31 protein-coding genes are annotated in these 25,536 nt (G+C 65.9%); 6 read left to right on the top strand and 25 right to left on the bottom strand.

The genetic code is table 11. The features are described 5' to 3' along the window. Positions 1–131 precede the first annotated feature (131 nt). The 6 genes from ACIQRL_RS34880 to ACIQRL_RS34855 all read right to left on the bottom strand — a co-directional run bounded on the left by ACIQRL_RS34880 (position 132) and on the right by ACIQRL_RS34855 (position 4,926). Complete coding sequence (locus tag ACIQRL_RS34880; protein ID WP_401339159.1) at positions 132–2,396, bottom strand: cell division protein FtsK; 2,265 nt, start codon at positions 2,394–2,396, stop codon at positions 132–134. An 80-nt stretch (positions 2,397–2,476) separates the two neighbouring features. Beyond that, positions 2,477–2,863 carry an RRQRL motif-containing zinc-binding protein gene (locus ACIQRL_RS34875; protein WP_401339157.1) on the bottom strand — a complete coding sequence of 129 codons (387 nt, stop codon included), beginning with the start codon at positions 2,861–2,863 and terminating at the stop codon, positions 2,477–2,479. Beyond that, a complete protein-coding gene (locus tag ACIQRL_RS34870) occupies positions 2,863–3,513 on the bottom strand; it encodes a GGDEF domain-containing protein (RefSeq protein WP_401339155.1) in 651 nt (216 codons plus the stop codon). The genes ACIQRL_RS34875 and ACIQRL_RS34870 overlap by 1 nt, the downstream gene beginning before the upstream one ends. Continuing rightward, on the bottom strand, positions 3,510–4,496 hold the full coding sequence (locus ACIQRL_RS34865; protein WP_401339153.1) for a DUF2637 domain-containing protein: 987 nt from the start codon (positions 4,494–4,496) through the stop codon (positions 3,510–3,512). Before ACIQRL_RS34865 ends, ACIQRL_RS34870 begins: the two co-directional genes overlap by 4 nt. After that, positions 4,493–4,639: a hypothetical protein gene (locus ACIQRL_RS34860; protein ID WP_401339151.1), complete on the bottom strand. Its 147-nt coding sequence runs from the start codon at positions 4,637–4,639 to the stop codon at positions 4,493–4,495. Before ACIQRL_RS34860 ends, ACIQRL_RS34865 begins: the two co-directional genes overlap by 4 nt. Next, positions 4,636–4,926, bottom strand: a complete 291-nt coding sequence (locus tag ACIQRL_RS34855; protein WP_401339149.1) for a hypothetical protein — start codon at positions 4,924–4,926, stop codon at positions 4,636–4,638. Before ACIQRL_RS34855 ends, ACIQRL_RS34860 begins: the two co-directional genes overlap by 4 nt. 162 nt (positions 4,927–5,088) lie before the next feature. Between ACIQRL_RS34855 and ACIQRL_RS34850 the strand changes: the two genes are divergently transcribed. Further along, entirely contained in the window at positions 5,089–5,484 is a 396-nt protein-coding gene (locus tag ACIQRL_RS34850; RefSeq protein WP_389856306.1) for a GntR family transcriptional regulator, read from the top strand. Between the two features lie 214 nt (positions 5,485–5,698). On the opposite strand, the gene ACIQRL_RS34845 is transcribed toward ACIQRL_RS34850, so the two are convergent. From ACIQRL_RS34845 to ACIQRL_RS34825, 5 genes are all read right to left on the bottom strand, one after another. Next, entirely contained in the window at positions 5,699–6,262 is a 564-nt protein-coding gene (locus tag ACIQRL_RS34845; RefSeq protein ID WP_401339146.1) for a flavoprotein, read from the bottom strand. Further along, complete coding sequence (locus ACIQRL_RS34840; RefSeq protein ID WP_401339144.1) at positions 6,259–7,494, bottom strand: helix-turn-helix domain-containing protein; 1,236 nt, start codon at positions 7,492–7,494, stop codon at positions 6,259–6,261. The genes ACIQRL_RS34845 and ACIQRL_RS34840 overlap by 4 nt, the downstream gene beginning before the upstream one ends. A 634-nt stretch (positions 7,495–8,128) precedes the next feature. Next, a complete protein-coding gene (locus ACIQRL_RS34835) occupies positions 8,129–8,815 on the bottom strand; it encodes an MAE_28990/MAE_18760 family HEPN-like nuclease (protein WP_401339331.1) in 687 nt (228 codons plus the stop codon). A 14-nt stretch (positions 8,816–8,829) separates the two neighbouring features. After that, positions 8,830–9,966 (bottom strand): DUF262 domain-containing protein, encoded by a 1,137-nt coding sequence (locus ACIQRL_RS34830; RefSeq protein ID WP_401339142.1) that lies wholly within the window; start codon positions 9,964–9,966, stop codon positions 8,830–8,832. A 4-nt stretch (positions 9,967–9,970) separates the two neighbouring features. Continuing rightward, positions 9,971–11,257, bottom strand: a complete 1,287-nt coding sequence (locus tag ACIQRL_RS34825; protein ID WP_401339140.1) for a DNA methyltransferase — start codon at positions 11,255–11,257, stop codon at positions 9,971–9,973. Positions 11,258–13,119: 1,862 nt separating this feature from the next. On the opposite strand from ACIQRL_RS34825, the gene ACIQRL_RS34820 reads away from it, so the two are divergent. Then, positions 13,120–13,728 carry a hypothetical protein gene (locus ACIQRL_RS34820; RefSeq protein WP_391059755.1) on the top strand — a complete coding sequence of 203 codons (609 nt, stop codon included), beginning with the start codon at positions 13,120–13,122 and terminating at the stop codon, positions 13,726–13,728. A 72-nt stretch (positions 13,729–13,800) separates the two neighbouring features. On the opposite strand, the gene ACIQRL_RS34815 is transcribed toward ACIQRL_RS34820, so the two are convergent. From ACIQRL_RS34815 to ACIQRL_RS34755, 13 genes are all read right to left on the bottom strand, one after another. Next, entirely contained in the window at positions 13,801–15,174 is a 1,374-nt protein-coding gene (locus ACIQRL_RS34815) for a tyrosine-type recombinase/integrase (RefSeq protein ID WP_401339138.1), read from the bottom strand. Next, positions 15,171–15,341, bottom strand: coding sequence for a helix-turn-helix domain-containing protein (locus tag ACIQRL_RS34810; RefSeq protein ID WP_183127728.1), 171 nt, complete (start codon positions 15,339–15,341; stop codon positions 15,171–15,173). The genes ACIQRL_RS34815 and ACIQRL_RS34810 overlap by 4 nt, the downstream gene beginning before the upstream one ends. 11 nt (positions 15,342–15,352) lie before the next feature. Beyond that, positions 15,353–16,744, bottom strand: coding sequence for a replication initiator protein RepSA (repSA, locus tag ACIQRL_RS34805; protein WP_401339136.1), 1,392 nt, complete (start codon positions 16,742–16,744; stop codon positions 15,353–15,355). After that, on the bottom strand, positions 16,741–18,294 hold the full coding sequence (locus ACIQRL_RS34800) for a DNA cytosine methyltransferase (protein ID WP_401339134.1): 1,554 nt from the start codon (positions 18,292–18,294) through the stop codon (positions 16,741–16,743). The genes repSA and ACIQRL_RS34800 overlap by 4 nt, the downstream gene beginning before the upstream one ends. Further along, positions 18,287–18,511 (bottom strand): hypothetical protein, encoded by a 225-nt coding sequence (locus ACIQRL_RS34795; protein WP_401339132.1) that lies wholly within the window; start codon positions 18,509–18,511, stop codon positions 18,287–18,289. The genes ACIQRL_RS34800 and ACIQRL_RS34795 overlap by 8 nt, the downstream gene beginning before the upstream one ends. A 90-nt stretch (positions 18,512–18,601) precedes the next feature. Next, positions 18,602–18,937 (bottom strand): SpdD-like protein, encoded by a 336-nt coding sequence (locus tag ACIQRL_RS34790; protein ID WP_401339131.1) that lies wholly within the window; start codon positions 18,935–18,937, stop codon positions 18,602–18,604. 24 nt (positions 18,938–18,961) lie between these two features. After that, positions 18,962–19,117 (bottom strand): hypothetical protein, encoded by a 156-nt coding sequence (locus ACIQRL_RS34785; protein ID WP_097224766.1) that lies wholly within the window; start codon positions 19,115–19,117, stop codon positions 18,962–18,964. Between the two features lie 15 nt (positions 19,118–19,132). Next, positions 19,133–19,324 carry a mobile element transfer protein gene (locus ACIQRL_RS34780; protein ID WP_401339130.1) on the bottom strand — a complete coding sequence of 64 codons (192 nt, stop codon included), beginning with the start codon at positions 19,322–19,324 and terminating at the stop codon, positions 19,133–19,135. A 20-nt stretch (positions 19,325–19,344) separates the two neighbouring features. Next, entirely contained in the window at positions 19,345–20,013 is a 669-nt protein-coding gene (locus ACIQRL_RS34775) for a DUF2637 domain-containing protein (RefSeq protein ID WP_401339128.1), read from the bottom strand. Positions 20,014–20,086: 73 nt separating this feature from the next. Next, positions 20,087–20,281, bottom strand: coding sequence for a hypothetical protein (locus ACIQRL_RS34770; protein WP_401339126.1), 195 nt, complete (start codon positions 20,279–20,281; stop codon positions 20,087–20,089). Positions 20,282–20,283: 2 nt separating this feature from the next. After that, entirely contained in the window at positions 20,284–20,490 is a 207-nt protein-coding gene (locus ACIQRL_RS34765; RefSeq protein ID WP_326842336.1) for a hypothetical protein, read from the bottom strand. Positions 20,491–20,572: 82 nt separating this feature from the next. Then, complete coding sequence (locus tag ACIQRL_RS34760; RefSeq protein ID WP_401339123.1) at positions 20,573–21,910, bottom strand: FtsK/SpoIIIE domain-containing protein; 1,338 nt, start codon at positions 21,908–21,910, stop codon at positions 20,573–20,575. 2 nt (positions 21,911–21,912) lie between these two features. Then, positions 21,913–22,269: a hypothetical protein gene (locus tag ACIQRL_RS34755; protein ID WP_121415015.1), complete on the bottom strand. Its 357-nt coding sequence runs from the start codon at positions 22,267–22,269 to the stop codon at positions 21,913–21,915. A gap of 162 nt (positions 22,270–22,431) precedes the next feature. On the opposite strand from ACIQRL_RS34755, the gene ACIQRL_RS34750 reads away from it, so the two are divergent. The 4 genes from ACIQRL_RS34750 to ACIQRL_RS34735 all read left to right on the top strand — a co-directional run bounded on the left by ACIQRL_RS34750 (position 22,432) and on the right by ACIQRL_RS34735 (position 24,863). Next, a complete protein-coding gene (locus ACIQRL_RS34750; protein ID WP_401339120.1) occupies positions 22,432–23,169 on the top strand; it encodes an XRE family transcriptional regulator in 738 nt (245 codons plus the stop codon). Continuing rightward, positions 23,166–23,462, top strand: coding sequence for a hypothetical protein (locus ACIQRL_RS34745; RefSeq protein WP_401339117.1), 297 nt, complete (start codon positions 23,166–23,168; stop codon positions 23,460–23,462). Before ACIQRL_RS34750 ends, ACIQRL_RS34745 begins: the two co-directional genes overlap by 4 nt. Positions 23,463–23,592: 130 nt before the next feature. Next, a complete protein-coding gene (locus ACIQRL_RS34740) occupies positions 23,593–24,303 on the top strand; it encodes a DUF4839 domain-containing protein (RefSeq protein ID WP_401339114.1) in 711 nt (236 codons plus the stop codon). 89 nt (positions 24,304–24,392) lie between these two features. After that, a complete protein-coding gene (locus ACIQRL_RS34735) occupies positions 24,393–24,863 on the top strand; it encodes an NUDIX hydrolase (protein ID WP_401339111.1) in 471 nt (156 codons plus the stop codon). A 25-nt stretch (positions 24,864–24,888) separates the two neighbouring features. Here ACIQRL_RS34735 and ACIQRL_RS34730 read toward each other — a convergent pair whose 3' ends face one another. Further along, the gene (locus tag ACIQRL_RS34730) at positions 24,889–25,467 is read right to left on the bottom strand and encodes an HD domain-containing protein (RefSeq protein ID WP_401339108.1); all 579 of its coding nucleotides are present in this window, start codon (positions 25,465–25,467) and stop codon (positions 24,889–24,891) included. Positions 25,468–25,536: the final 69 nt, after the last annotated feature.

The raw sequence follows: 25,536 nt of genomic DNA, 5'->3' as shown, positions 1-25,536 counted from the left end.
TCCGGGCCGTTTTCCGGGGTTTTCGCAGGTGGGGTGCTATCCGCTAGATCCCTGATCGGATGCTGTTTGTGGTGCTAGCGGGGGTGCTACCGGTAGCAGGTGGGCCCGCTACCGGTAGCGGTGGTGCGGGGCTAGGCGGCGCCCCGGTTTCCGTCACGCTCCGCAATCGCGGTGGTGAGGTCGTCGCGGACGATTCCGCGGCGGGTGGTGCGCTCTCCGTCGTCGGTGGTCCCGGCGATGCCGGTGGTCTTGATGCCGTGCGGCTTGAGCGCGCTGGTGACGTTCTCGCCCTTCCAGCCGCCGTAGATCTCCGGCCGCAGCTCCGCGAGCCGGGCGGCGATCCGCTCGTTCCACACCCGCTTCTCCGAGGCCGGCACGACCGCGGCCACGTCGGCGAGCAGGTCGTAGGACGGCCCGGCCGCGCTCTCGGCCTCCTCCCCGATGGCGACGCCGGACAGCGTGCCCTCGGCCTTGCGCAGCGCGAGCGCCCGCTGAGCGATCGCGTGGGTGGCGTTGTCGTCCAGGTAGGCGGTGCGCACCACGACCGGCAGCGCGCCGGCGCCTCCGAGGTAGCCGTTGCCTGCGTCGATCTCCGGGCGGAAGGAGGTGGCGCGCACGCCGTTCTTGTACGCGGACGTGCCGAGGATCATGTCGTTCTCGACCTGTCCCGCGACGCGTAGGCAGAAGCGGATGGACACGTTGCCGCTGATCCCGGTTGGCAGCGAGTCCTTGTCCGGGCGCTGGGTGGCCAGGACCAGGATCACCCCGAGGGCACGGCCCAGCTTGATGATGAACTCGGCGTCCTCACCTGCCTGTTTGCCGTACTTGGAGTGGGCGAACAGGTTCTGGCACTCGTCGAACACGGCCAGCAGCGGCCACAGCTTGAGCGAGCGCTTGTCTGCGATGGCGCGGGTGATGCGCTTGTCCGGGCACAAGTCCCGCGGCAGCTTCTTGATGGCCGCGGCGCGGCGCATGACCTCGGCGCGCAGCAGCTTGAGTGAGTCGGCTGCGTACTCGATCGCTTCGTCATGGATGCCGGAGACGAACCGGTGCGAGACGCATTCGAGTTCGTCCAGGTCGCCGGTGCCCTTGTTCTCGTGCAGCCACAGTTCCACCGACGGGTCCAGGGCCGCACCGCAGGCCAGCACCCGCACGGAGGCGGTCTTGCCCTGGCCAGGCTGCGAGCCGATCAGCACGTTGTGCTGGATCAGCGGCACCGCCTGAGCCCGTCCCCGCGGGTCGATGCCGAACGGCACGCGCTTGAAGACGTCGTGCCGGCGGGCGCCTGCGAGCTGCCACTTGACGATGCCGGTCTTGGACAGGTCCCGGTCCCCGACCCACAGGATCAGGCGTCCCTCGTGCTCGTTGGGGTCGGCGTCCGGCCACACGCACCCCAGCGGGCGGCGCAGGCCGGAAGCGAGCCGGGCCCGCCGGTCCGCCACGTCCGCCGGGGTCACCCCGAGCGGCAGGTCGATGTCGGCGCGCCAGCCCGGTCCCTCGCGGGTGATCGGGGCGACGAACTTGATGCCGTCCTGTCCCTTGGCGACCGCGGACGTGATCTGGCCGATGCCGATGGAGGCCATGGCCTTGACCACGATGTCGCTGGTCAGCTTCTGCACCTCGGTCTTGACGACCGCGCGCGTCGCGAGCGGCGCATCCGCTGGCGCCCCGGCCAGGCCGAAGCCGAGCACCGCCACCGCGGCGGCGATGACCTGCGTCATCGGCTCCGCGCCGTAGACCAGGAACAGGGCGAGTCCGAGAGCGAAGACGGCCCCGAGGACGGTGAGGATCATCCGCAGGCGCACTCGGCGGTCGCGCTGCCGGGAGAGCTTCAGGTACTCGTCGACCTGCTCGTTCGTGGCCGTGTACTGGCGCAGGGCCTCGCCCTCGGCGTCCACGGACCAGCGGCCCACCTTGCCAAGGGTGTTGAGGGCGCCGCGAGGGGCGCGCCAGGCGAGTTTGGGCAGGTAGACGAACGGCACGCGGACCGCGTGGAAGGCGACGGTGTGCCAGGCGTGCCCGGCCAGCCAGCCGAGCGCTTCCTTGAACTCGTGGCCCGACTTGAGCCAGGCCGGGAAGACGTCCAGCCGCTTGGAGTTCTTGATGCGGTCGATGACGCCGGGGCCGGACACGGTCGGCACGGTGCTGTCGACCAGGGTCGGCCGTCCGTCGGCCGACTCGGTCGGTTCCGGGTCGGCCGACTTCGACGGCCGGGAGTCGGCCGACGGGTCGGGGCTCGGGGCGGTCGACGGGTCGGGAGCCGGGTCGGTCGACTCGCCGCGCGCGGTCCGTGCCTTGCCGAAGTCGACCACCTCGCCCCCGGCCGGGCCTGCGGGGTCGGTCAGTTCGGCTTCGAGCCGGTTGAAGAGTTCGTTGTCGTCGTCGGGGTGTTTCACTGACAGTTCCTTCTCTCGGGAGGGAAAGGTCGGGCCCGGCCGTCGCTGTAGGAGGTGGGCGGTCGGGCCCGCCGCGGGGGTCATGCGGCGCGCTGTTCCTCGGGGTAGGCGCAGGACACGCACAATCCGAGCGAGGTCGGGATGACGTATCCGGCGTCCAACCGGCACTGCGGGCAGGTGCGGCGGGCGAGCATCGCCAGGGCGAGCGCGCCCCACTTGCGGGAGGTCATCGGCCGCACCGGGCGGGCGCGGTCGACGCGGTAGAGGTAGGCGACCTGCACCCCGGACTTCCGGCCCCGGTGGCAGCGCATCACCTGCGCGGCGATCGGCTGTCCGCCGGGCCGCAGCCCGCGGTCCCGGAGCTGTCGTCGGGTGGCGTAGCCGTCGGGGGCGAAGTGCCACGGGTAGGTGGGGACCCCGTACCGCGTGCCGTCGGGGTCGTAGCACTTGCCGAACGCCGTGGACATCAGGCCCCCACCCCAACAACCGGCGCATCGGTGCGAGCGCCGGTCCGGCCGGCACGACGACCGTTGACCGTGGCGAACAGCCAGCCAAGACCTGCCCGGCGCATTCCGGCGCGGGACTGCTTGGCCGCGTACATCGCCTCATCCGCCCGCCGCAGCAGCCCCGACAGATCGTCGTCGGGGAAGTCCGCGGCGCGCACCCAACCGAGCGAAACCGTGGTGTGTACGGCCGGGTCCTGGCCGTCGACCGGACGGGCGAGCACGCCGTGCAGAACGGCGAGCAGGTCGCCCGCGGTCCCGTGGTCGTCGATGACGACGGCGGCGAACTCATCGCCCCCGAGCCTCCCAGCCACACCGGAGTCCTGGACGTAGTGGGTGAGCCGGTCGGCGGTCGCCTTCAAGAGCGCGTCCCCGGCCGGATGCCCGTGGGTGTCGTTGATCTGCTTGAAGCGGTCCACGTCGGCCAGCACCACCACCGCGCGTGGGTCCTTGAGCAGAGCGGTGGCGCGGCGGGTGAACCCGTCGCGGGTCCATAAGCCGGTCAGCGGGTCACGCCGTGCCGTGTTGAGACGGGCTGACAGCCTCCAGGCGTGGACGGCCCAACCTGCGGCCGGGGCCAGTGCGGACAGCAGGGCGGTGGCTTGGGTGCTCACGCTGCCGCCCCCTCGCCGCTGTCGGTGCTGTCGATGGGGTGCAGGCGCCGGCCGTCCGCGCGCTCACTGAGCAGCAGGTCCCGCAGCACGCGGGAGTTCGCGGCCGAGCAGTGCAGCGTGGTGCGGATCGCTTCGGCATTGATCGCGTCATCCACCCACCCGGCCGTGGCCTCGCGGGCTTCGGCCAGCAGTTCAGCGGGAGTCCGCGGCGCCTTGCCGGTCTTGCCCTTGGGTTTGGCGGTGCGCTTGCGCGGCGGCTTGGGCGTCTCCTGCTTCGGCAGCTCCGGGTCCTGCGGCGGAACAGGCGACAGGTCGTCACTGGCCGGGGCCAGCTCACCCAGCTTCAACAGCACCCGCTCCGGCCGCGGCGTCTTGGAACGCCACCGCCAGCCGAACCGCTCGCGCAGCTCCGCACGGGCCAACTGCCGCTCACGCTCCCGCCCCAAAGCATCGGAGTAGGACGTGACCTCCCATAGCGTCATGCGGCGCCACAGGGCGAACGTCGACAGCGGGGCGAGCAGCCAGCGAGAGCGCCGGATCTTCTCCATCCGCCGACCAGTGACGGCACCGATCCGGGAGGCGTAGACGTGCGCGGCCACCTCGGACAGGACCACCCACAGCAGCGGCATCGTGCCGTGCGCGAGCTTCGCGGAGAGCGAGTGCCCGGCCGCGATGTTCAGCCAGCACGTCACCCCAGTCAGCGCCCACGGCACGAACCGCACCCAGCCCAGCGGCATGTCCGTACGGATCAGCAGCAGGAACGCCGCGGTGAACACCGGGATCGCCGTGTCGATGCCCACCGGCAGCATCCACGGGGAAGCGAACCCCCAGCGCGCCCCGGCCGCGGACACAGCCTCGAAGGAAGAAGCCAGGCCCAGGCCGCCAACCCCGGCCGCGAGCACGGCGACCGCGCCTAACAGCCACAGTTCCGGCGTCGTCAGCGGCGGCACGACCGGACGCTCGATGGTCTCTGGCGCGCTCATGCGCTCTCACCGTCCTGCGAGGCCCGGAGCTGTGCCTCCATCAGTTCGGTTTCCACGTCGCCGACCTGGCCGTCGAGGATGCGTTGATAGACGGCCTCGCTCTCCAGGAACATGCGGTTCTGGAAGTTCGGGTCCTCGCTCATGCCGCCGCCCCCTTGCGCACCGGGCGACGGCCGGCGGGACGGGCCAGCGGGATGACATTGAACAGCTCCGGCGCGTACGCCTCGATCGCCTCAGCGGCGATCCGACTCACGTCGTCGGGCAGATGCGGGTAGTCGGCGAGGATGTCGCGCGCCGCATCCAAGCGGGCCGCGCGCTCCTCGTCCGTCTCGCCCTCCACCCCGAGCCACAGTTCAACCGGGGTGCCAAGGGCGAGTTCTACGAAGTCATCAGCGGAAACCGCCTGTTGATGGCCTACGTATGTGCGCATGGACGTTCTCCAGGGTCGAAGGAGCAGGGAGAGCCGCGACGTTGGGCGACCTTGCTGGGGAGTCCCGGCGCCGCAATTTCAGATTGACCTATGTCAATCTGACTGTCAACAGGGTCGGGCCGAAAACCAGAGATTGACCTAGGTCCAGCTACTCTCGGACCTATGGAGCAGAGCCCAGACGCGCACAGGCAGGCCCCCACGGCCAAGGAGATCGCTGCGGAGTTCCGCGAGAAGATCACGGGACCGCGCCCCGGGTACGACCCGGGAGATCAGCTTCCCGCCGCCCGCAAACTCGCCAAAGACCTCGGCGTACAGCTCATGACTGTGCAGAGCGCGTATGGCCAACTCCGCGACGAGGGGCTGGTTCTCACTCAACAAGGCCGCGGAACGTTCGTCCGTGACCCATCGCTGCCGCTCGGGACCGAGCCAGGCAGCAGTCCGGCGTTCACCGCCCTCGCGGCAGAACTCAGCTCGATTCATGACGCACTTCGCCTGCTCGGTGAGCGGCTGGACCGCCTGGAACACCTTGTCGGCGACGAGACTCCACCCTCGCAATGAGTTCATCCGCACGCCTCACCAGCTGCTCTGCCGTGGCGCGTGCCTTGCTCAAACTCGCTTCGATCACGGCAAGTTCCGCAGGAGTTAAGCCTCCTAACTCGCCGATCCGATCATTGATCCCTGACATGCCAACGAGCATGCGGCCCTCAACAGGCGAGGACCCGGACAGAGTGTCCGGGTCCTCTTTTTCGTGCAGGTCAGGGAGGACAGGGCGTCAGAGAGTGGCCGCATCCACGGCGTCCAGCACGGCCGCCCACGGCAGGTCCCGTCCGGCCGGCGCTTCCCTTGGCTCGTACAACGGCCAGACATCGGGGCCGTAGACGATACGAACTCCCCCGGCGACGAGGACGTCGATGTGGCCCTGCCACGCGGGATGGCGAGCATGCGCCGCGTTCACGCGCGGGAAGACGACAACCGGTAGACCGAGGGTGCCGATAGCCTCACCAACCTGGGTCAGAGCCTGGTTGTCCATCAGGCCGACCGCGAGCTTGGCAACCATGTTGGCCGAAGCAGGAGCGACCGCGTAACAGTCGACCGCTGGATGTGGTCGAGCCTCACCAGGTAGACGCGGTTCGTCACGTACAGGCAGGCCGGTGAGCTTTTCCAGCCGGTCAACCTCGCCGCTCATTCGCAGCCACTGACCAGCAGTCGGCGTCAGAGTGACAGCCACCTGCCAGCCTCGCGCCATCGCTGGCTCGACAAGGCCAGTACGCAGCGCCTCAACACCTCCAGCTGCGGATCCGACCACGCCGAGCACCCCACGCTTGCCTGAACTCACTGCACCGCCCTGCACCGCTGAGCCATCACGAGCACCTCGGATGAACGCGATCCGCTGGTCACGGGGGACTGCTTGATCAGGTCCCTGAGCGTCTCGCGCACTCTCGGATTGTTGCGCACGAGCTGCGGCGAAGTGCGCTCGGCCATACGTAGCGCAGTGAATGCTTCGTCACCCTGGCCGGCGAGCGACAGGGCGCGTGCGTAGTCGATGCGATGCGAGACGCTGCGCTCCTGCGGCATGTGGTCGACGTTGATTCGGCCGTGCTCCACAACGTACGAGACATTGTCGAGATCCAGCTCAATGGACAAGCGATGGAGCAGGACATTCGTCGGCCCAAAACCGGTCTGCCAGTAGTTTTCATCCGACCCGAGGTCGCCTGCGAGTTCTTCGGCACGATCTAACAGGCCCGTAGCCGTCGGCCGGTCTTGATACCGTGCTGCGGCGACAGCCGCTCGGAGATGGATCATCCCAAGCAGGCTGAGCGCCGCTGGATCGTGCACGGACACCTGGGACGCCAGCCAGGCTGCGGCCGCGTTGCCCAATTCGAGGGCATCGTCGTAGCGCCCGTTGGCGAGTAGGGCATGGGTGCCGGACCGTGCCGCGGACGCCAGCACGAGCGGGTCGTCCGACTCGTCAGCGGCTCGCATCGCACGCTCGGCAGCGAGCCAAGAGATATCCGATTCGCCGATCTTCGCCAGCGTTGTAGCGGCGAGATGGTGTGTACGGGCCGACACTGCCCAGCAATCACCGCGCTCTTCGCCGCGCCGCGCTGCTCGCTCTTCCAACTCCTGTGCAGTCTGGAGCAACGCAGGAAGTGCAGCGACGACAGTGCCGAGCCGTCCGCCCTGGTAGTCGTTCCACGCCTGTTCCACACGTACAGCCACGGGTGCGGGATTCGGGAGTTGAGCCTCAGCATCGGGACCGAACAGCAGGCGTGAGAGGCGGCGCGGGCTCATGAGGGCGTCACGCACAGCGGGGACGTCATCCTGTTGCCGCTCATCCTCCATGAGGACGGTCTGCCCAAGCAGATCTCCGAGTTGGACACGCAGGATGCGGGACAACTCCGCGAGCATGTCGATGCGCGGCGGCTTCCGCCGCCCCGTCTCGATCTTCGCGAGCCAGTCGGTGCTACGACCGACCAGGCCAGCCAGCACCTCCTGCGTATAGCCGCGGCGCTTGCGGTAGAACGCAATGCGCTCGCCGATGCTGAGGTGATCTCCAAGACCACGCATGGGGTGTTGCCTCCCGCTGCTGAGTAGGGGCATCTCTCACGGTACCGACGCGGCGGGGAGCTAGTAGGCGATCTCGGCCTCCAACAGCCCCACGGCGAGTGTGAGGCACTGAGCAGGAGCGAACCCGGACAGATTGTCCGGGTCTGAAGGACCCGTGCTTGAAGGTGTCCGGGCTGTCCGACTGTCCGGTTAGCACTCTCACCTGCACAAACGGTCCGGACAGTTCATTGGGCCGCTGTCCGGGCTGTCCGGTCACAGACGGCTGCAACACCCTGGGTGTTTCAGCCCGTCGGCGAAGCCGACCTTTCACTGGATGTAGGAGCCGGAGGTGACTTCCGATCCGATCTGCGCCTCACAGCGGGACGACCAGGAGGACGTGGAATTTCCCCTACCTGGTTCAAGGCGGCTCGCTCCGTTCCCTGCGGCGGCCCCGCCCCGGCCAAGCCTGCGCTCCTGCCACCGCCCCACTCCAAGCTGGCTGGCGCCCGTGCCGCGCACAAAGCAATCAGCCACCTGATCCCAGATAGGGGCACGTCGTGGCTGGGGCGGCCGGATCCACGGCTTTACGGGCCATGATCACTCGCCCCAAAGCAGCGGCACCCCAAAGCCGATCCGCCGACCTCGCTTCCGGCAGCTAAGCGGTGCCCGTGGCCTCGCTCTCGGCCTGCGCAAGGAACCACTTCTCACTAAGCGCCCTTGTTAGCACGCGGGCCAACTCGTTCATGAATTCTTCGCACTTTTTGAGATGCGCAGAGAAAAGACCACCTGGAATCTTCTCTTTGCGCCCGCCGTGCGCGATATCGTTCCGAACATTTTTCACAAAGTCAATTGCCGTATATTGGTCACGCTTTACCTTCTCTACGGAGATACCCAAGGCGACGAGGCACTTCTTTAGGACATCTGACCCTAGGTTCATCTCCATCGACACAGCCACCTCCGCGGCGATAGAAATGGGCCCTTCATTGAGCTCTTGAAGACGTTGAACGAAGGCAATCTGGTGACGGGCGCGGGAAGTCATCTTCCCTTCGTCCCCGGCCAAAGGTATACCGCGACGCAACGTGTCAAACTCGCCGGAGAGTGCAGCCGCAAGGAGTTCGGGTCTTAATGATTTAGCTGACAAACCTTGGCTGTTGATCGCATCGACATAAAGAGAAAGTGCGGTTCTCGTAAACCCCTCCAAGTGCGCGTACTGCATCACCAGAATCGCACGGAGAGAATATACGGAAGCCTTGTCTGGATCATCGCCTTGCAGGAGCAAGTTGCGAAGGTGACGTATTTCGTCTAGGCGCCAGAGGATGTCTGCCTCAAGTTGGGCCCGCATGTCGGACACATTCATCATGACAGCGCTCGCGTGAAGCTGTCACGGAAGAAGCCGATGCGGGTCTGAAGAGAAATACGGTCGTTTTTACCTCCCCCGATAGCCTTGGTGAATCCCGGGTTGGTCTTGCCATCTTTTACCGCTTCGGCAAGTTTCTGCATTTCCTCTTCATCTTCGAGGTTGATTCTATTGAGAGCATCTTGCATCCCCAGCACAATGCCTTCAAAATGGTGGACCGAGAATTGCCAGCGCGGCTCACCATTTCGACCAACAGTACCCAAGACCCTCGGGCCCCAACCGAGCAGTTCGCCAAGCTTCGTGACCACGCGGAAGGTCTTCTCGAATACCTTCCTTTCGTGCTCATAATCGAACTGGGTGACACCCGAAGGATCGGAGACGTCCTCCATGTATTCAGTCATGAAGTCGGCAATATCGTGCCTGTATTGAGCGCCGGCGTTCTTGAAGGCAAAGAATCTTAGAATGAGTTCTTGATCAAACCGCTCATTGCTTGCCTTCTCGGTGAGCGTCTCTACGCAAATACGGAAATCGACATTCTCCGACAGGTCGATAATAAACTGATTGAACTCATTGGCCAGCAGGCGGATTGTCGCGTTCCTGACCTCTTGATTAGAGAGCGCCAAGCCGCCGGTGTTCAATCGCTTGAACATGTAGTAGCGAAGACGTGGGTCGCTTTCCTTACGAAGGATCTCCGCTCGGATGTAGCTACGCTTCAGCTTGATCTCAAGGGCTTTCGGAAGAGAAGCGTATGTGCAGCCATTGAGCTCGGGAACGATGTCACAGTCGGACAGCACAAGAGGCGGCACTTGGCTGCCATTGACTGTGAGCTCACCCCGAAAGTGGAGATAGGAGGAAATACGCTGCAGACCATCGATCAATTCATAAACCCGATTCTCTCTCTCAATGAGGAAAATCGGGGGAACAGGTAGCTCAAGGAGCAACGACTCCACGAAACGTGACTGCGCACCCTCGGACCAGCGGAACATGCGCTGAAAATCTGGATCAATAATCAATTCCTCCGAGGCGTACATATCCGCCAGTTCATTGAAGGAGAAATCGTTACTCTTCGTTCGGACGGCGGTGATCTTCTGATCCACCGCTTCGATCAGCTCTTCTGCGCTAAGGTGGCTGGGCACCCTATTACCCCCTACTGAACGTAAGGACAGACTCGACTACGTCGCCCTTTTTGTATGTTCGAGCCGACTTGTTCAGCGAAGTGAGTGTCCGGCGCACCGGAAAGCGTTCCGGTTCGTTTTTCAGAACCCATCCCCGCATCGTTGCTTCATCAATACAGATGTCAGCCAGTGGCACGTGCACGTCCTTGTAGAAGGAATCCTGCACTACGAGATGAGCCGTCGCGGAATCCCGGGCCACGCGCGTAATCTCATCAAGACCTGACGCTAGATCTGCTAGGTACTGCTGAGCCTGCTTCAAGTAGTACCCGGATGACGCTTTACTGTCATGCTTCTGAATAAGCGACAGTAGGTTCGATCCAACTTTCCCAAAATCGGCAGAGGTTTCCCCCTGCCGTCGGATTAGCGTGGTCCCCATAAGGCCTGACCGAAGAGAACGATCGCTTGAGATGTTAACGCCGAGCAGTGCCAGCTCTCGAGAGTAGGCGACAGCGTAATCAATTCGAGTTAGATACGGCGGGGAAGTGACGATGACGTCGACCGAGTTGGACGCAATCGGCATCTGTCGAGAGTCTGCCGTAATTACGCATACTGGTCGGCGCAGCGATTTGACACCAACACGCGAGGAAACGAATCCGACGTGCCGCGCAATAATCGAATCTAGCTCTTCACCCGTGATCAGGACTCTTTCAGTGGAATCTTTGGCCCGCTTTACCCACGTGGGATTGCTACCCTCAAACCGTTTGGTCACCTCGCGAATAGCGCGAAAAAGTGAAACAATCAGCAAATCTTGGGTAGGACCTCCAACATATTCGCCCGTCTTGAACCACTGTCGAATCCTGCGGACAGTAGGATCGGCAAGCCAAGCCGCTAGCGGATCATCGTCTACGCACACGCCAGTATCCGCATGAGGACGTTTTATCTCTTCGATTTGCGAGTAGTCTTGAGCTCGCAACTTGGCAATTACGTTTGCGACAGGATTGAGATCCAGACCAATCGCATTAAAACCGAGGCTCTGCGCTGCAAGGGTTGTGGTGCCACTACCGTTCCAGGGGTCCAGAACGGTCGCACCACTAAGCTGCTCGGCCTCGTGCCCTGCCAGTTGATGGCATGCCCACTCGAAAGAAAAGCCAGCGTAGTACGGGAAAACATCCGCAAGCCCCGCAGTCTCCACTGCTGGCCGCTTCGGCGACAGGGCTCCTGCCCTGCGGACTCCCGGCAACACGCCACTCAAGGGCATCACCAAGGCCTCCTGCACAGGCAAGGCTCCTAGAGTGTCCTGCGGCGTATCCACTGTCCCTCTTTCACGCTTCTCGGCAGCGGGCGTCGGGTCAGTCTAAGGGACTACGGTTCCCTGAACCGAGGCATGGTACCAGCGGCCCGCAGTGACCGGCGCTCACTTGTCAACAGGCAGTGGGCTCGCCCGGCGGGAACGTGTCAAGGCTCCCGGACCCCTGTGGCCAGTTGCTGGGGTGTCTCGACGAGGCCCCAAAACGAGCACTGAGCCCCTGCAAGGTCCACCCGGAGCCCGCCCGCCCTACGTAGACGCTGCGTCCCAAGCCGACGGCCTCTTTGTACGCTCCGTGGACCTAGCAGTGCCTGGGAGGCACCTGCCCTCCCAGGCACTGCTAGGTCCACGGAGCGTGAAGCGCTCGATAGGGGGCGGGACTCGACCAAGGCGACACCTTTGACGGCTGCCGCTGTCGGCCCACCTGAGCCTTCCCTGCCTCATCGAGGGCCCTCACTGTTCGCCGGCGCCCGGCTTGATGCAGGTCGCGTACAACACGAGCGGGTGCTGTGCCTGATCGACCGTTCACAGGACAGCGACCCCCAAACGTTTGGAGTCGGCTCTAGTTCGCGTATTAGGTTCGCGTATTAGGTTCGCGTATTAGGTTCGCGTATTAGGTTCGCGTATTAGGTTCGCGTATTAGGTTCGCGTATTAGGTTCGCGTATTAGGCGTATCAACTACCCCAAAATTGGGGTAGTTTTCCTAGCGGTTTAGGAGGAACGCTCCCTGACCTGCCAGTTTGCCCTTCTTGGTAAGCGTCCTGAACAATCGACAGAACACGGCCTCGGGACACTCCCAAGGGGGGAGGGAAGAGGCCACCCGTGCGCCTAGAGAACGATTCGGGTGGCCTCTTGGTCCGCAGCCCTCGCAGACAGGGACCTCTGTCAGTATGAGAGATCGAGTTCGGCAAATCCAGGCAGCAGCTTCCGGCGAAGCTTCTACTCGCGTGCAGATCGTTGCGCTCCTAGCAGGCGCCGCGCTCATCGCTGCTGGGCAGACGACTGTGGCAGAAGCGGGTGCCTACGTGGCTCCCTTCCTGCTCATCAGTGAGCGGCTCGCTACACGTCAGGGAGACATCACGCCCATGCAAGATCAATCGAGCAGACCTCAACAACCGCCCCGCCCCTAGTTCGAGTGGCGAGGGTCTTCCTGTGTGACAACGCTGACGGACGCCTGCGGACCATCAACGCAGGTGACCAGCACACCATTCGGGACGAAGAGATCGATCGGTTAGCGGGCTGTGCATGACCAGCGAGATCCTGGCTTGTCCCGAGTGCGGCGAACCTCTGACGTCAGGCGGCTTCGCACTGTACGAGCGGGGCCGGTCCGGCGGCTCGCGCCAGCGGGCGAGAGGGCCAGCACGGACACGGGCCAGCCCCGGCTTCGCACTATCTGCGATACACGACGCCACAGAACGTCACCCACGATCAAGAAACCTGCTGGTCAGGGACCATTCTCAAGCCGAACTCTGATTGTGCTCCGGAGCCGTGTGCGCAGGTTCGAATCCTGCCGGGGGCACCCCTTATGAGGTGCCCAAAGACCCCGTCACCAGCGGAAACGCTGAGGCCGGGGTCTTCGCGTATCCACAGCCATGTGCAGCCGAATGCCGCCCTGTGCGGCCCTACGTCGGCGTCTGTGGACTATTCGTGGACAGGATCTTGGAGTGTTTTCCCTGGTCAGTCCCGACGAGCGGCAAAGCCCGCAGCCAAGTCGGGAGGCTGGGTGGCGGCCACCCGGTAGTACGACCGCGGACGACGCAGCGCCAGCGGAGGCTCCTCCGGACCATCAGCGTTTGGGCCAGAGAGTACGGGCTCGTTAGCTACCGTCTCCACGTCATGAGAACTCAGGTGAGTGCCAAGGGGTGGGGATGTCCGGCGCAACCGTCTCTCTAATCGTTGCAATCGTTGGCGTTGGCGGCACGCTGGCCTCCGCGGTGATCACCCAAGTCCTCGCTCAGCGGGCAGAGTCACGGAGGCTGGATCGAGAACAACAAATCCGCGCCGCTGAACAACGGGCTTCTGAAGATCAACGCAAGATCGATCAGCTGCGAAGCTGCTACGCCCAACTGAACGCCCACGATCGCCAGTACAGGGACGCAATGCTCGCGTACGCATACGAACTCAAATCAGGATCCACCGACGCGGATGCAACGGAAGTGAGTAGCGCGCGACGCGCTCAGCGAGACACCCGCGCTGAAGCCCAGCTGCTGGCAAGCGACGCAGTACTCGCGGCCGAGAGCCCCGTGAATGAACGACTCACGACCGCATACAGACACCTGATGAACGTCGCAGGCGAGTCAGACCCATCCACACGTCGGGCAAAGATCACTAGGATCATCGGCCTCTTGGACTCGATCATCCCGCTGCAGGGCCATGTGCGGGATCTCATGCGCCTTGAGGTACGCACCACTGAAGAGCTCCCGGACGCGCACCACTCCGAGAGCGGGCTAGCAACGCTCCATCAGACCGACTCCTGACGTTCCACGACTGCCGTTGCTGGAGGCTCGACTACGGAGACTTCCAGGGGGCTCCACCTGGCAGAGCCGTGATCACTCGTACTCGCGCAACAGCTCCTCGATCTTCCGGTTGGCGATCTCCTGCCGCCCGTCGATGCACTTGGCGTAGCGGCCCAACAGGACCTCAACGCTGTTGCCCGCCCGCTCGGCGACCTCGGTCGGGTCGACCCCGGCGTTGAGCCACGTCGACAGAGCGGAGTGGCGAAGGTCGTACGGTCGACGGCCCAGCGGCGAAGCCACCGCGGCTGGCGAAAGGGCAAGCGTGCGGGCTTCCTGCCAGGCCCTCCAGTACGTCGACGAGGCGACCACTCCCCCGCCCTCGCTGTAGAATAGGCGTCCGTCAGCGGCGGTCCCGAAGGTGTCGAGGTGTTCGCTGAGTATCGCCACGAGTTGCGGCGGGATAGGGACGCGGCGCACGTCCTCGGCCGGTCGATTCTTCAGCCCGCGGTCGTCGTGGCTCTCCCCGGAATCTGTCCACTGCTTGCCGACGCTCGGACGCGTGCGATGCAGGAGCGCGGTGCCCCAGCCTTGCTCAGGCAGTGTCAGGTCAGCTTCGGCAAGGCCGATAGCCTCGGCAGGCCGCAGGCCGGCGAAGTACATGCAGGCGAAGAGGCCGACCAGTCGACGGCCGCGGGCCCTGCGGTAGCCGCCCACGTAGGACACGGCGTGGAGCAGTGAGAGAACCTGCTGCGGATTCACCACAACGCGCGGGTCCACCTCGCTGGACACCTTGGGCTTCTGCCACCGCACGGCGGTCAACGGATTCTCCCTGAATTCACGGAGGTCAACGGCGTAGTGCAGAGCGTTGACGAAGGTGCGGCGCTTGCGGCGTACGGTCTCGGCCGCAGCGGACTTCCCATCGAGACGGATCTTGAACGAGTCGAGCACCTCACGTGCCGTCACAGGATCTGCCAGATCATTCAACGGGCGCGACGCCTTGGCGATCCAATGCAGGGTGTTCTCGATCTGGGTAGGCGCCTCCCGCTCAGCCGGCCCCGGGAGGACAAACGCCCAGTTTCGCAGGGCCTGCCTGATCAAAAGGGCACTCGGCCGTCCCGGGCGGTCGTCGAGCAGCGCGATCGTCACCGAGGTCAGTGATTCGTTGATCCCGTCGCGGGTGTTGGGCGCGGCATGCGGCCATTTCATCGCCAGGTACTTCAAGGCGAAGTCGTACCAGGTGAGCTTGGCCTTCATCTCTGCCATCGAGTCCGGAAGGCCAGTGACGTCGTCGAATTCCTCACCGTCCCGCGCAGCGCGCATGAGCTTGGTGCGGTAGTGGTCCGCCAGAGCCTTGGTCCGGAACGTCTCGGAGAAGACCTTGCTGGCAACCGACCAACGCACGTCGTAGGAAGACCGCTTCGCAGCACGCTTGCGGACCCCCCAGATCTTCACATCCAGGGACTTCACGCGGCTTCCTCTCGCTCGCGAAGCCACGCGGTGAAGTCGCTTCGCCACACCCGCAGCTCGCCGTTGGGGAGCTTCAGGGCTTTCGGCGCCTGACCCAGCTCCCGCCAGCGGTAGAAGGTGCGCCGCGAGACCTTCCCCAGCTCGTCGAGGATCTCCGGAACGGTCATCAGTTCATCCCTCACAGGTGCGCTCCTTCCAGGGCTAGTTGGTCGGGCAGGGCTTCGCGTGCGGTTTCGCGGTTGATCTGGAGGTCCCGGGCGATGCCAGCGGCGAGGACGGATTCCCCGGGCGTGTGGCCGTGGCCGGCGTACTGCCAGCTCGCCAGCACGAGGACCGTGTCCGGCTCCGTGTCATCGAGGCCGCGGCCTTGGCGCTCTTGAGCAGCGCGGTAGTCGGCGCGGATCTGACGCAGGGTGCCGAGGGTGGTCGAGTAGCGGCGGGACTTGGTGGAGAAGTGGCCGCGGAAGCCGAGCATGTGCGCCCAGGCCCGCAGGCGCCGGGCCGGGTAAAGGGAGTCAAGGTCGAAGCAGGCTTCGATGAGGCGGCGGGCGTGGTCGGGGACGCCGAGGACGACCGGGGCTTCGCGGTTGCCGATCGGCCGGTCCAGGGTGCCTGTGTTCTCAGCTGCCTTGGTGGCGTACTTGGCGACGTAGGAGGCGACCGCCTGCTCTGTGATGTCGGAGCCGTCGCCGAAGGCCTTGACGGGGCGAATGTCGAGCTGAGTGCCCCACCGGAAGGAGCGGGCCGGCTGCTGCCCCGCGGCGGGCGTGCTGACGGTCGAGTAGCGGTGAACGGCGGCGGCCCGGATGGACTCCGTGAGAAGCCCGGTCGTAGCCCAGGACGGCGGCGGATCATCCGGACCGTCGGGTCCGTCAAGGCGGATCACAGCGTGGAAGTGGACGGCGCCGCGCTTCTGAAATTCGGCGACCTTGCCGTAGGAGAGGCGGCAGGTGTCGACGAGTTCGCGTTGGGTCAGCCCCGCACGGGCGGCGATCTCACGGCGCAGCCGCTTGACGAAGCGGTGCCACAGGTCCCCAGCGTGGTTGTTGAAGAGCACGGCGCCCGCGTAGTCGTACGTCGCCGGATCCAGGGCCGTACCGAGCGCGGGGTCGTCCTCGGCGTGCCGACTACCGCAGCGGCAGCACCCACGGGTGGGCCGGTTGTGGACGGGCCCGAAGGACGGGGCGGTAAAGGTGGCGAAGACGCGGGGGCGTTCGCGGACAGTGGCAGGAATGCCGTGACGGTCGTCTCCGGCGAGGCCCGCGCGGATCAGGTGATAAGTGTCGCCCGCATAGGTCCAGGCGCAGGCCGGGCAGCGGGAGGCACGGCGGTTACCGCAGGCGATCCGTAACCGCGCGCCCGGCTCGTGGTCGGTGCTGTAGTAGTGGAGCGTCTCACCGGTCGTCCTGTCCTTGGTGAGGGTCCAGCCCGTGAGGTGGATGGGGTTGGCACAGCCGCCGGTGCGGCGGATCTGGTCCTGCCAACGGTCGAAGCCCGGGGAGCCGGCCACCCGGAGTGTGTCGGTGAGGGTGGCCGGGTCTAGGCCCGCAAGGATCGCGGAGTCGGTCATGCGGCGGTCACCGCCGTCTCTCGGTCGAGCGGGGTGCCGGTGATGGTCTCGGTGAGGGCGGAGACAAGGACCTCCGCGACGGGTGGGGTGACGGCGTTGCCGTACTGGCGTACGCGTTCACGCTTGGTACCGAGCACGGTGTAGGCATCGGTGAAGGCCATACCGCGGCCGATCTCGTACGGCTCCAGCATCCGGAACAGCACGTCGTCCAGGTCGACATGGCTGCCCGTGGTCAGGCCGTAGCGGTCGTGCGTGGTCAGGGTGCCGACGGGTTCGGCCACCGGGCGCGCGGTGCCGGTGCCGTAGTACGGGATGAGGAGGCTGTCCCAGTGGACCTGTTGGAGACTGGACGGGGTGACCAGGCCGTGGTGGTTGCCGGAGGCGGTGACGGTGGCGAGAGCGTCCAGGACGGGTCGGGCGTCGGAGTTGCCACCGCGCAACTCGGCGATGAAGGGCAGCCAGGCCAGGCCGGTTTCGTTGCGGGCGGTCTGAGTGCGCAGCGGTTCGCCGGCCGGGGCGGCGTGCTTGCCGTCGCGGCCTTCCACCGGGACCAGCAGCGGAGGCAGGGCCAGGGCGTCGTTCTCCCGGGTGGTGCGGGTGGGCAGCGGCACCGTGACAAGGCTCGCCTCGGCGCGCCAGGTGCCGCCTGCCGGGACGGTGACGGGCAGCGCGTAGCGGTCGAGTCCGGCGCGAATCCGGGCAAGGGTCTTGGGTGACAGTCCGCCAGGGCGGGCGCCGATCGGAGTGCCGGGCCGCGACCAATCGACGGCGACGGCGGCCGGGAGGACGGAGGGCTCCACGAGGGCATTGCGGCAGGTGGCGTGCGGGCATCGGTAGACGTACTGCTGCCGGTATCGGCCCATGTCGCGGCGAAGGTTCTTGAACACCTGCACCGCGTACACCCAGGTCTCACAGACGGGGCACCAGGCCGACGGCCGCAGCCACTTGTCCCAGTCAGGGGCGCGACCGAGCGAGCGGCGCCAGTAGGCGAGGTAGAGCCGGTCTCGGGACTGGGGCGCGTACGGCGTGCGAACCGGGCGGGCGTGCATCGAGTTCAGGGCGATCAGCCGGGTGTCGTAACCGAGTTCGCGGATGGTGCCCCGCCAGGTGTGCCACAGGTCCCAGGCCCGGACGTCGATGACGTTCTCGACGATCCCGGCGAGCACCGGCCGGCCCTTGGCCAGGCAGGCTTCGAGGTAGCGAGGCACGTCCCACATCAGGGCGCGTGAGCGGTCGGCGGCCGGGTCGGGCAGGGTCTCACCGAACAGGTCGGGCTGTTTGTCGAAGTCCCGGCGGCGCCCACGCGCGTTGGACCACTGGGGGCATTCCGGGGAAGCCCAGAACACGTCGGCGGCCGGGAAGCGGGCGACATCAGCGTCGTGCAGGTCGCCGCGGAAGTGGTCGGTGTCGGGGAAGTTCGCGCTGTGTGACTCGATCGCACGGTCCCAGTGGTTGGCGGCCAGGACGGGGCGGATGCCGGGCACGCAGACGGCACCGTAGGACGAGCCACCGACCCCGGCGAAGAAGTCGATGTAGGTGAGGTCAGACACGGTCCACCGCCCGGCGCGCGATCGCCGCGTCGTACACGTCGGCGATGAGCTGGAGCGGCAGCCAGCCGAGGCCGTTGCAGCCGATGCAGTTGGCGAAGACGATCGTGTGGGAGCCGCCGTCGTGTCGGGTGCCGACGGTGACGGCGGCACGGCCGAAGCCCCAGCAGTTGGGGCACGTGCGGCCGTCGTCGGGGAAGAGTTCGGTGTAGTGCGCCATGATGGGCGTTCCTTCCGGTTGAGAGATCGGACGGGGGCACGGCGCCCGGAGCGGACGAAACTTGGCGGTAGAGGCCGCTCCGGGGGCCGGTCAGCGTCGGGTGTCCCTGGCGAGGATCGAGCGGACGACGAGCGCGCACACGGCCAGGGAAGCGGCGGTGATGGCGATCGCGAGCAGCATGGAGACCAAGACCACTCCCACGACGAGGACCACGGCGACGCCCGCGCCGGCGACGGCCACGACGGCGCCCGGGGTGAGCTGGACAGCGGGCCGGGACGGTGCGGAAGCCATGGCGGCCGGCACGTGGTGTTGGCAGCCGCAGGCGGCGGCCGTGGCGTGGTGGGACTGGTCGACAGCGGTCGGAGTGACCACGGGGACGATCTGTTGGCCAGGGGTCGGGTTGACCGGGATACGGGGCTGGAACACGGTGGAACTCCCTTCTAGATCAGCTCATTTGGTGGTGGCGTCGATAGCGGGGGCGAGGAAGCTGCCGGCGAGGAGGTAGCCGCCGATCAGCAAGACGATCACGAGCCAGAGCGGTGGGCGGACGAGCTTGATGCCGACCAGGCCGACGCAGGCGATGAAGAACCACAGCGGTACGGACACGGCGCCGGTCCCCTCTCAGCAGACGGGGCAGCGGTGGCCCTGAGCGGCGATCATGGCGGGGCTGATGTCGTCGTATTCGACGGCCCAGCCGCAGTCGTCGGCGGCGCAGGCGGCGACGTATTTGATCTGGCCGCGTCGTCCGTGGGCGGTGCCGACAGTGACCTTTCCGACGCGGTGCAGTTCGCGCCAGATCTGGTAGATGCCCATGGATGGTGCTCCTTTCGGGGTCAGGTGAGGTGGGCTGAGATCGCGTCGGCGAGGTGGGGCGGGACGCCGAGGCGGATACGCAGGGTGTCGGTGTCGATCGGGGTGCCGGTGCGGGCGCGGTGGTCTTCGGCGACCTTGCGGGCGTGGTCGACCAGTGCGGCCGGGACCGGCGGAAGAGGAGCAGCGGCGGGGAGGGCGGGCGGGTCCTCGGCAGCGGGCAGCGCGGCGGGCTCTGCCTCACTGGCGGGCCCCCGCTCGATGTCCAGGTCCATGTCCGGTGTGGTTGGCGAGACTTCGGTTGCCGGTCCTGCGGGCTCCGGGTCAGGTGGCACGTAGGAGTGGGCAAGGAGCGTCCCGCCGAGGAAGGCGAGCGCGGGCCATCCGGCGATGCCGAATCGCAGCCAAGCCGGCGGGTGCACCAGGTCGAGGAATCCGGCCGTGGCCACGTTGGCGCCGAGCGAGGCGACCAGGGCGATCAGAAACCAGGACCAAGCCAACCGAGACGGCCCGTCGGAGCGGAGGCGTCGCCAGGCAGCCACCAGGAGCAAGTCGACCGAGACCGGATAGGCCCAGGCTTTCCATCCGTCCTGACCAGCAGCATCGGCCAGGTCATGCAGGTGGGCGAAGGACAGCGCACCAGCGATCACGGCTTGAACGAGGACGGCGTCCGGGCGGATCGAGCGGGACATGTCTTCACCTCCTTCTGTGGTGTGGGGCGGGACCGGGCGGGATCGTGTCCGGCCGCCCGGGCCCCGGCGCGGTTCAGTCGGTGGGGGCTTCGCCGCTGCCCCAGCAGGTGAGGCAGAGTCCGGCCTGCTGATCGGCGGTGGCGCGGCCTTTGCGGGAGCCGACCCGGACGGCTTCTGTGCTCTCGCCTGTGCCGTCGCAGTCCGGGCACTTCGCGAGCTTGGGTACGGCGGTCCTACGGCGGCCGGCGGGCTTCTTGGCGGTGGCCATGGTCACCGGCCCTGGCCGGGGTACTCGGGGCCCTCGTTCGGGTCGTAGCCGGGCGGGAACATCCCCGGCGGCGGCTCCGGCAGGGACGCGGCCAGGCACGGGCCGACGGTGTCGATGAACGTCTGGTCGGCGTCGTGGAGTTCGGCGTAGACGGCCAGGGAGCCGAGCATCAGCACCGTGCGGTGGAAGTCCTCGCAGTGCTCACACATCGAGTGGTCCTCCTGTTTCAGGCATGGCTCGGGTAGGGATGTGGCGCGAGGCGGTCGCGCCGGCCGGTGGAACGGGGAAGGATCAGGCGGCTTGAGCTACCGCCGGAGCCTCAGCGGGCGCGACATCGAGCCCGGGCCGGAAGCGGGCCAGCTCCGGGAGATCCGGCACCAGGTGGGCGTGCCGGTTGCAGGCGGCGACGGCCTGCCGCATCGAGGTGTGCGGCGTGCGGATACGGGTCCAGTCCCCGGTGGAGTAGCCGACCACAGCCATCCCGCGGCGGGCATTGGGAATCTGGGTCGCGGCGAACACCGCGTGCGGGGAGACGTCGCCGAACGCCATCTTGGCCGTCGATTCGTCGTTGACCCGGTGCACGGTCCGACCGGTCAGCTGGGCGCGGAGCATGGTGATGCCGTCACCGAGTTCGGAGCCGAAGCGCTGCCCGTAGATGTCGAGGAACATGCCCGCCGCACGGCCGAGCTGGGCGAGACGGATCAGGGCGGTGACGATCCGGTCCCGTCGCGGATCGTTCCGCTTGGCGCTGAGAGCGAGTTCGGCGATCTCGTCGATGGTGACCACGACGGGCACCGGGCGCAGGGCTTCGGGCAGGTCCCAGATGTTCGCGGCGATCTCGGCATCCGGGGTGTCGGCGCTGATCCGCTGCTCGCGGCGGACCACGTCGTAGATGGACTCCATCCGGGCCACTAGGGCTTCGAGCAGGTCGGCGGCATCATCGGGATTGTCAGCCAGTGCGGAGAAGCGGCGTGCGAACGGTCCGAGTTCGATCTTCTTGCAGTCGATACCCACCAGCGCGACCCGCTGTGCGGCGAGCTCCTTGATCACGGTGCGCTGAAAGACAGACTTGCCGGACTGCGTGGCGCCGACCGTCACCGAGTGCGGCACCTCCCGGTAATCCCGGTAGTGGACCGATCCGTCCTCCGCGAGCGCGACCGGGATCTTCAACAGGCTGCGGTCAGCCTTGGCTGGCATCTGTACGTGCCTGAGCACGTCGTAGCCGGTCAGGGTGATCTCGACAACGCCCGGCTTCACCTCGCGGGAGGTCACCTGATGGACGCCGAAGGAGTGGCGCAGCCGGTCAGCGGCCGCGGAGAACTCGAATGCGTCCTGACCTGGACGCATCTTGATCCGCAGCCGGATGCCGGTCCGTGTCGGCCGCAGCCACAGCAGTCGGGGCACCCTCTGCTGCGGTACGGGCTGGTTGAACCATCGGGCGAGCGCGAGCCGCAGGCGCGAGGCCGGCACGGTCAGGTGGCAGGCGTCCATGACGGCCGCGTAGCGGAAGCGGATCCGGAGCGCGGCCAGGGCGACGCCGAAGGTCAGCCAGTACCAGGCTGGGCGGCGCCACCTCAGAAGCAGGGCGAACCCGACCACGACCGCTAGCGCGATCATTAACCGGCCCATGATCAGGCCGCCTTGGGCTTGGCCGCCTCGGTCACCAGAGAGGTGACGGCGACCGCACGGAAGCTGATCCCGTGGCGCTTCTGGCCGTTGAACTCGTTCTCCCACGGCCGGGCCACCAGACCGGTCAGGGCGACCGGCGTGCCCATGACCAGCTCGCCGGAGATGTCGGGCTCGGCCACGGTCACCGTGATGACCTCGGCGTTTCCGTTCATCACGAACAGAACGTCGACGGTCACCAGCGCACTGCCGGTCTCCTGGTCGGTGGCGATCTCACCGGTCCGACGGTCCTTGACCTTGGGCTGCGGGGGCTGCGCCACCATCGCGGTGGCGGACGAGGTGTCGACAGGGATCTGACGCATCGTCTCTTCTCCTGATCTCAATGGGAGTTACACCGACTTTTGTCGGCGAGATCAGGAAACTGCGAATAGTGCGGACGTAGCACCGGCCCTATGGACCTTTGGGGACGTTCTCGCTACCGTCGAAAACGTCCCTGCGTCCTAGAGTTCTCCTGGGAGCAAGTCATGGCGAACGAGCGCTTACGCGCGGCGATCTCCGCAAAGGGCGAGACCATCCAGACGCTCGCAGATCACGTCGGCATAGACCCGAAGAGCGTCGAACGATGGATCTCGAAGGACCGCACGCCGCATCGCAACCACCGGTGGAAGGCAGCAAACTTCCTCGGCTCTGACGAGGTCTACCTCTGGCCCGCAGTCGAGAAGCAGGTCGAGACGGCAAGCACGTCCGAGCTGATCACGTACTACCCGCACAGGGGCGCCGTGCCAGCGTCGCTCTGGTCGCACTTGATCGAACGGGCGACCAGTCAGATCGAGATCCTCGTGTACGCGGGCCTGTTCCTCTTCGACGGACACCCCGACCTTCCCGACCAGCTGGCGGAGAAGGCTCAGCGCGGGGCGCACGTACGCATCCTGCTTGGTGACCCGGACTCGGAGATGGTTCATCAACGAGGCGAGGAAGAAGGTATCGGGGACGACTTGGCCGCACGCGCCAGGATCACACGCCGCTACCTCCAGCCGGCCGCCACAACACCCGGTGTGGAGATCCGAGTGCACGACACGATCCTCTACAACTCGATCTATCGATTCGACGACGACATCCTTGTGAACCCTCACGTTCTCGGCGCTCCGGCAGGGCAAAATCCCGTCCTGCACTTCCGCTACCTTCCCGGAGCCCGCACATTCCGGCACTACATGCGGAGCTTCGACTACGCATGGGAGCGTGGGACTCCCGTGGCGTCGTGACCCCTGAAGAGTTCCCGCTGCTCGCAGACGTGTTCCCGGCGCTCACGGCGAACATCCTGCGCCTGCTCGACCCAGACGACACGGTGCTGATTGATCAGGTCCCAGCCTTGCGGTACCACGGCGTCTGCACCTGCACGGCCACATGCCACAACCTTCTGACCGCGCCACAGGGCTCACCCACCCCCTACCTATGCGAACTGGAGGAGAACGACAAAGCCGTGATCTGGCTCAATCTCGACCCGACCGCGACGGTCATCGTGGACAGCGAGGTCTTGGACGACAGAGTCCTCTAACTAGTCCTCATTGGCCCGGATCGCGGGCTCCGGGCCAAGGGCAACCTCGCTGATGCCGAGCGCCTCACGGGGTCCTCTATGCTCGCGGGGCAGTTGGTATGAACAGTCCATTTAGGGGGCGCGGAGCCGCATGGCTGACGAGATCAAGTACGAGTACAAGACCGTGCGGGCAGTGCGCGGCACCAACGGCGTGATGATCTCGAAGATGCAAAAGGATGGCTGGGAGCTCGTGGAGCAGACCCAGGGCACGCTTCGCTCCGCCCTCAGTTTCCGTCGGCCGAAGAAGCCGCTGCCGTGGCCTCTGATCGGCGCGTTGGCCGCCGTCCTAGTGATCCTGGCCGTCATCATCGGCGTTGCCTCTGCACTCAGCGGCGAAGGAGAGAAGCAGGACAAGCCGGTAGCCGCTGCGCGCGAGAAGCCTTCCGCTACGCCGACTCCGACCAAGTCGACTGCCGCTGAGGTGATCACGCCTCAGAACAACCCTGAGTTCGCGGCGCTGCTGAAGGCGGACTCGTGCGACGACGCGAACCTGGACTTCGCGACCAAGCACGCGGGCCAGACTGTCGCATTCAACGGCTCGATCGTGAACATGGTGCACCACGGTGACCACGACACCCGCTACGACTTCCTCTTGGGTCCGGGCGACAAGGGGCCGAACACGACGGTCGGCCCGGCCTTCAAGTACGAAGACGTCAACACCCTTGACCTGAAGCTGACCGGCAAGAAGATCCCCGCCGCCGTTGGCGCAGGCGACAAGTTCCGCTTCGTCGCCGAGGTGGGCGAGTTCAACGCCGCCTCGTGCCTCTTTCTCCTCGACCCGGTCGCAACGGAAGTCCGGTAGGCAGACAGGCAGCCGCGTCATCACGGACCAGCGTAGTGACAGCGCAGTTGGCCCTGCCCACGGCGGAGCACACGTGCGAGGCTGGATGCATGGCCCGCATCGACTACTTCAATGATCCCAACGCACCGAAGGCAAACAGCATCGTCCCGTCGGTGACCGCTGTAGCACTCAACGATGCCGGAGAAGTCCTGCTCATCCACAAGACAGACAACAACCTGTGGGCGCTTCCCGGCGGCGGAGTCGACGTTGGGGAGTCAGCTCCCGATGCCGCGGTGCGGGAAACCAAAGAGGAGACAGGCTTCGACGTCGAGGTAACCGGGTTGATCGGCCTCTACACGAACCCGGCACACGTCATGGCGTACGACGATGGAGAGGTCCGACAGCAGTTTTCGATCTGTTTCGCGGCCCGCATCATTGGCGGAGAGCTTCGCACAAGCAGCGAGAGCAAGGAAGTTGCCTTCGTCCACCCCGGAAGGCTGGATGATCTGAACATCCATCCGTCCATGCGCATGCGGATCGATCACGGCTTGGCCAGCCGGCCCAAGCCCTACGTCGGATAGAAGGTTCCCCTGCAATGCCAGTGGCCTACGAGCCGTTCACACCTTGATCTGATCTGTTCGCCAGACGTGCCCGCGTCCGCGCGACAGCGGCTCCGAGGTAAGGCTTCGCCTTACTGATCGCGGTGTGCACCTCGCTGCCCGGCTCATACCGGACCAAGATCTCGTCGATCCGCCGGTCGAAGTCGAAGGACTGGCCGGCGGGGCCGGTCGTCATGTCGGCGTAGATCAGCGCATCGAGCAGCGGTGAGTCCTCCCGCTGATACTCAGCCAACTCGCCTGACAGCCCTCGCTGTTCCGCCTCGTACACCGCGCCAGAATGGTGAGCGACCAGCCTCACGACTCGAGCTGGAGCGCCCAACGATTCCAAGTAACGAGCGCCGTCGAGAGGGTGAAACCCCGTCTCGCGCAGCTCTGGGGCATAGCCGATGTCATGCAACCAGGCAGCTGCCACGAGGAGATCCCGCTCCCCCTCGGACACAGCCAGCGCGGCCTGTCGCGCTCGTTCCGCCACGGCCTGAGTGTGCAGCCAGCGGTTCCCGAGCGGCGGCAACAACGACTCGGCCAGCTCGGCCGCTCCCTCAGGCGTGTCCAATGCTGATGGCATGAATCGCACGGTAGCTGATCGAGCGCACTCACAGACAGCCTGACGCCAGCATCTCCGATCATTGTCGGA

This window comes from Streptomyces sp. NPDC091209, from assembly GCF_044757755.1.
Lineage (GTDB): Bacteria > Actinomycetota > Actinomycetes > Streptomycetales > Streptomycetaceae > Streptomyces.
This window is presented reverse-complemented; position numbering and strand designations above follow the sequence as displayed.